The organism is Frateuria sp. YIM B11624 (genome assembly GCF_049727805.1).
GTDB lineage: Bacteria > Pseudomonadota > Gammaproteobacteria > Xanthomonadales > Rhodanobacteraceae > Frateuria_A.
Map to the genome: position 1 here is coordinate 1 of NZ_JBCNYA010000075.1, position 330 is coordinate 330.

The following is a 330-nucleotide window of genomic DNA, read 5'->3' on the forward strand; positions in this document are numbered from 1 at the left end:
GCTTGCCGGTAGCTGCCCGGATCGCCCTGCACGGCCAGCGCGTAACGCATCGGCTCGAAGCTGCGGAACGCACGCAGTGCGTCCTCGCTCACCTGCGCCAGCGGGCGATAGAGGATCGGCTGCCGCGAGCGCGGGTTCAGCGGGCCGAGCTGGAAGGTATCCGCGACGACGCCGACGATGCGCGCGGACACCATGCCCGGCCCGCTGCCGCGCTGGATCAGCTTGCCCAGCGCATGGCCGCCATACCAGCGGTCGGCCAAGGTGCGATTGACGATCGCCACCGGCTCGCCGCCGCGCACGTCGGTGGCGGCGAATGCGCGCCCTTCGCGC

The 330-nt window shown here is 72.4% G+C and carries 1 protein-coding gene; it reads right to left on the reverse strand.

Going from position 1 to position 330, the window contains the following annotated elements:
- Nucleotides 1-330: ABC transporter permease (locus tag AAIL17_RS18230; protein WP_424684243.1), on the reverse strand; the 330-nt coding region annotated here is incomplete at both ends.